Raw genomic sequence first — 3,643 nt, 5'->3', positions numbered from 1 at the left:
CCCCCCCCCGAATCCACCCTGGGCGGGTTCCTTCGCGGTGCCAATTCCTTCTCGAAGCAGGCCATTCCGGCCCTGCATGTAGAAGGAGGACGCAATGACCAACCTCACCCGTTACCTTCACCTGGAGCAGCGCAGCCCGGAGTGGTTCGCGTGGCGCCGGGACCGCATCACGGCGTCGGAGGCCGCCGCGATCCTCGGGGTCTCCCCGTACACGTCGCCATATCAGCTCTGGATGCGGAAGAAGGGCCTCATGGATGAGCAGCCCGACAACCCGGCAATGGCACGCGGGCGGCTCCTCGAACCGCTGGCGTTGCAGCTCTACAACGATCACACGGGGAACATGGCAGCTCCCGTGTGCGTTGAGCGGGTGGATCTGCCCTGGCTGGGTGCAAGCCTCGATGGCCTGGACTTCTGGGGCGAAATCATTTCGGAGATCAAGGTTCCCTCTCTTGAAGATCACGAGAAAGCCTGCGAGGGGATCGTTCCCGAGAAGTATTACCCGCAGCTCCAGCACCAGCTCGTGAGCGTTCCGACCGCGAAGGTGAACCATTACTGGTCGTACCGGCCGGGCCACCCGCAGGAGACCGCTCTGGTGGAGGTCTACCGGGACAGCGAGTTCATCGACTCCATGCTGGAGTCGGTGGAAGCCTTCTGGCAGTCCCTCTCCGGGGACACTCCGCCCGGCGGCCCGCACTGGGAGGAACACGAGCGGCGTTACCTGGAGGCTCTGGAGCAGCAGAAAATCGCGAACGAGCAAGTCGCTGAGATCAAGGAAGCCCTGATCTCACTGGTGCCCGAGGGGAATCGCAAGCTGGATGGCGAACGCCTGTCCGTATCCCTCTCCGGAGGGTCCAAGGGGTCGATCGACTACCGGAAGGCTCTGGATGCGGCCCTCGCTCTGTTGAACGAGGAGCAGAGGGAGCAGTTTGGCGACCTGGAGCGCTTTCGGGGTGCCCCGAAGGATGCCTCCTGGCGTGTCACCGTGAAGAAGGGTCCGGAAGCGACCCGCTGACCCTGAACCCACCCTGGCTCTGCCAGCGGTGGGTTTTTTTGTGGCGCCAATGCTCTGGAGAAGCGGGCCATATCGGTCCCGCATGGCGAAAGGAGCTACACCTATGCTGGAGCATCTTGACGGCCTTCGTTGCCCCAACTGCGATTCGTCCGAACCCATGCCCATCCGTCGCGGCCGCGACTCTGGCGAGTATTGCGAGTGTCCCGATTGCGGTCACACGGATGCGCCCAAAGCCTTCTTCGAGGCAAAGGCGGCCCTTGGCAATCCCGTCCGAATGACGGTGATCGTTGTCATGGTGGTCGCCTTCGGGTGGGCCTTCCTTGGGGGAGGAATCTGACTACCTGGCGCATTCGGTCTCTGGTCGAATGGCCTCACCCACCCTCGGCGCTGCCCTGGGTGGGTTTTTTTTCGCCCGCAATTCCCTGGTGAAGCAGGCCATCCCGGTCCTGCACGCTAGGAGAAGAACCAATGAAGTACGCCATTGCCTTCGCGCTCGTCACCGCCGTTTCGGTTGGTATCGTGAATATCACTGCCGCTTCCGTGGCCGATAGTGTCGAGCAGGGAGTTTCCCTGACCGAACAGCGCATGTCTGACGCTGGCCTTTGATTTCCGGGTATCTCTGATACTCCGGGCTCACTACACCCACCCTTGGCCTTGCCTTGGGTGGGTTTTTTTATGGGGGGTTGGGTGCTGGTCCCCGAGGAAGTGGGGGCGGGTGATTCAGGGCCGAACCACCCGCAGTACGCTCACTTCTGGCCCGAGAGGTCGTCTGGGTCGCCCTCAAGCTCTTCTTCTTGCTCAGCCATGTCCTGACGAATCCGGTACACGACCATCCAGCCGGAGGCGAGACCGATCTGGAGAGCGATCAAAGCCTGAACCTGAAGCTGCTTGAGCGTCAGAAAGAACTGGTTGCTGTGGATCTCCGAGAAGGTCATGGGGTAGCCAGTGGCCGCCCCTACCACGATCAGCAGAGCGCCATTGACGGCGAACGCGATGATAAAGAGGTATTCCAAGGCTTTCATGTCAATCCTCGCAGGCGCAAGCGCCCTTCGTTGTGGGTGGGTGGTGTCGTTGTCGCGTCGGTGTCGCCGCGCCGGTTCAGGATGGCGAGGAGTTTACCCGCAACCACGCTTTCCGGGAACGAGCGGGATTCGGCACGGGATAGCGCCCGGCCAAACTGGAAGTCGGAATTGAGCGCGCGATGGCGGGCCGATGGCAGCGCGTCGGGCTCGGGCAGGAACCGCGACCCAACGCGATGAGGAACGTGGAAGTCGAAATCCACGTCAGGCAGCTCCACGCCCTTCATCAGTTCCGGCCGGTTGGCGATCAGGTCCAGGTGGTAGAGCCCCGCCTTCGTCTCATGCTCGATCAGCCTGGGGCCGCACACCTCACAGGACCGCAGCAGGCTCCAGTGGGATGCGATGTACTCCTCGCGCTCGAAGCACCCGGATTCGATGCACTCCTGTTCGTGCCTTTCGCACAGCTCGGGCAGAGCGATCTTGCCCTCCAGCCGCCCCCGGCGGCCGATGTCGAGCTGCTGGAATGACGGCACCCAGGAGATCCGAACGTGGGGAGCCTGAGCCAGCCGCTCCAGTGCGGAGTGCTTGAGGTCGTAACACCGTGTCCGACCTTCGCGGTTGCCCGCGCGCTCGTGTGTCTTGGCCCAGCAGGAAATCCAGTGGGTCCAGTGGGCCAGCTCCATGAACCGAGCAGCGGCGGCATCTACTCGACGCCACCGCTGCATTGCCGTGTCGATCCCGTTCATGTGTCAGTCAGAAGGCAGGGAAACCCGAAGCGGACGCCGCTGCCGGAGCGGCCGGGGCCGTGTCCGCCTGCGGGGCCGACTCGTTCGCTGCCGCAGCCGCGATCTCAGGGGCTTTGCTGTCGAAAGTGGGGGATGGGTCGCTGTCGGCTTCTTCCGGCTCGCCAGAGGCTTCCTGCACGCCCTCCTGCCCGCTTTCGCCCTGGGCCGGGTTCTCCTGGGATTCAGCCTCGGTGGGCTCCGGCTCGTAAAGAACCGAAATGCCCGGCAGCCCTTGGCTCATCGAACGGATCGCTTCGCTCAGCTCGTCCGCTTTCGCCGTGGATTGCGACTCGATACGGAACAGCTCATTGAACAGCGTCGCGCGCGCCCGAGGGGCCGAATAGGCATCGACATAGGCCGTCATGCGTTCCCGCCCGCCCTCGGCTTCGGGGTTGGGGACCGAATACTGGATCTTGTGAATACGCCGTTTCATGCGGTTCATTCTCCTTTTGTGGTGGTTGATGTTGTACCGCAGTGCGATTATATCACTCGACCACTACAATGCACTTTATGGGTTGCGTTTTTGTCGGGTGCCATAGGTTCGATTTCTGGAGAAATGGCGGCCCGAAATGATGGCGCCCCGAGACCCCGAAATGGAGTGTGATTAAGGGTGGCTCAACAAGGATTGAGCACCTCCGCTTTCTCGTTCCTGGGTGGAAGGTCGAAGGGTTCGGCTGACGCTCCTGCTGAGAGGGGAATGCAGCCAGAATCCCCAGGACACTGGCCGTTGACCATAAGGCTTGGCCGAGACCTGAAGCCTGAGAAGACTGTCGGTAATGCCGGTCAGAAACGGCTTGTGTAGACTGCTCTGAAGAGCGCCAGAAGGG

Annotated in this window: 6 protein-coding genes; 3 read left to right on the top strand and 3 right to left on the bottom strand. The window is 62.2% G+C overall.

Annotated elements, in window-relative coordinates; all coding sequences use genetic code 11:
* Positions 1 to 94 precede the first annotated feature (94 nt).
* From C998_RS0113630 to C998_RS15095, 3 genes are all read left to right on the top strand, one after another.
* Positions 95 to 1,012, top strand: coding sequence for a lambda-exonuclease family protein (locus tag C998_RS0113630; RefSeq protein WP_018871431.1), 918 nt, complete (start codon positions 95 to 97; stop codon positions 1,010 to 1,012).
* Positions 1,013 to 1,115: 103 nt separating this feature from the next.
* Entirely contained in the window at positions 1,116 to 1,349 is a 234-nt protein-coding gene (locus tag C998_RS0113625) for a hypothetical protein (protein ID WP_018871430.1), read from the top strand.
* Between the two features lie 131 nt (positions 1,350 to 1,480).
* Positions 1,481 to 1,618, top strand: a complete 138-nt coding sequence (locus C998_RS15095; protein ID WP_018871429.1) for a hypothetical protein — start codon at positions 1,481 to 1,483, stop codon at positions 1,616 to 1,618.
* Between the two features lie 140 nt (positions 1,619 to 1,758).
* On the opposite strand, the gene C998_RS0113615 is transcribed toward C998_RS15095, so the two are convergent.
* From C998_RS0113615 to C998_RS0113605, 3 genes are read right to left on the bottom strand one after another with little or no spacing between them, the layout of a single operon-like run.
* Positions 1,759 to 2,034: a hypothetical protein gene (locus C998_RS0113615; RefSeq protein WP_018871428.1), complete on the bottom strand. Its 276-nt coding sequence runs from the start codon at positions 2,032 to 2,034 to the stop codon at positions 1,759 to 1,761.
* Positions 2,031 to 2,777, bottom strand: coding sequence for a hypothetical protein (locus C998_RS0113610; RefSeq protein WP_196799392.1), 747 nt, complete (start codon positions 2,775 to 2,777; stop codon positions 2,031 to 2,033). The genes C998_RS0113615 and C998_RS0113610 overlap by 4 nt, the downstream gene beginning before the upstream one ends.
* Positions 2,778 to 2,784: 7 nt before the next feature.
* A complete protein-coding gene (locus C998_RS0113605; RefSeq protein WP_018871426.1) occupies positions 2,785 to 3,249 on the bottom strand; it encodes a hypothetical protein in 465 nt (154 codons plus the stop codon).
* Positions 3,250 to 3,643 lie beyond the last annotated feature (394 nt).

It is taken from the genome of Thioalkalivibrio sp. ALgr3 (assembly GCF_000377325.1).
Lineage (GTDB): Bacteria > Pseudomonadota > Gammaproteobacteria > Ectothiorhodospirales > Ectothiorhodospiraceae > Thioalkalivibrio.
The sequence above is the reverse complement of the archived record's forward strand: the minus strand, read 5'-3'. Positions and strand labels throughout refer to the sequence as shown.

What these genes read in the sequence shown, in the direction of transcription:
- C998_RS15095 (WP_018871429.1), top strand. Translation starts at nt 1,481, where the DNA reads ATGAAGTACGCCATTGCCTTCGCGCTCGTCACCGCCGTTTCGGTTGGT.
- C998_RS0113630 (WP_018871431.1), top strand. Translation starts at nt 95, where the DNA reads ATGACCAACCTCACCCGTTACCTTCACCTGGAGCAGCGCAGCCCGGAG.
- C998_RS0113615 (WP_018871428.1), bottom strand. Translation starts at nt 2,034, where the DNA reads ATGAAAGCCTTGGAATACCTCTTTATCATCGCGTTCGCCGTCAATGGC.
- C998_RS0113605 (WP_018871426.1), bottom strand. Translation starts at nt 3,249, where the DNA reads ATGAAACGGCGTATTCACAAGATCCAGTATTCGGTCCCCAACCCCGAA.
- C998_RS0113625 (WP_018871430.1), top strand. Translation starts at nt 1,116, where the DNA reads ATGCTGGAGCATCTTGACGGCCTTCGTTGCCCCAACTGCGATTCGTCC.
- C998_RS0113610 (WP_196799392.1), bottom strand. Translation starts at nt 2,777, where the DNA reads ATGAACGGGATCGACACGGCAATGCAGCGGTGGCGTCGAGTAGATGCC.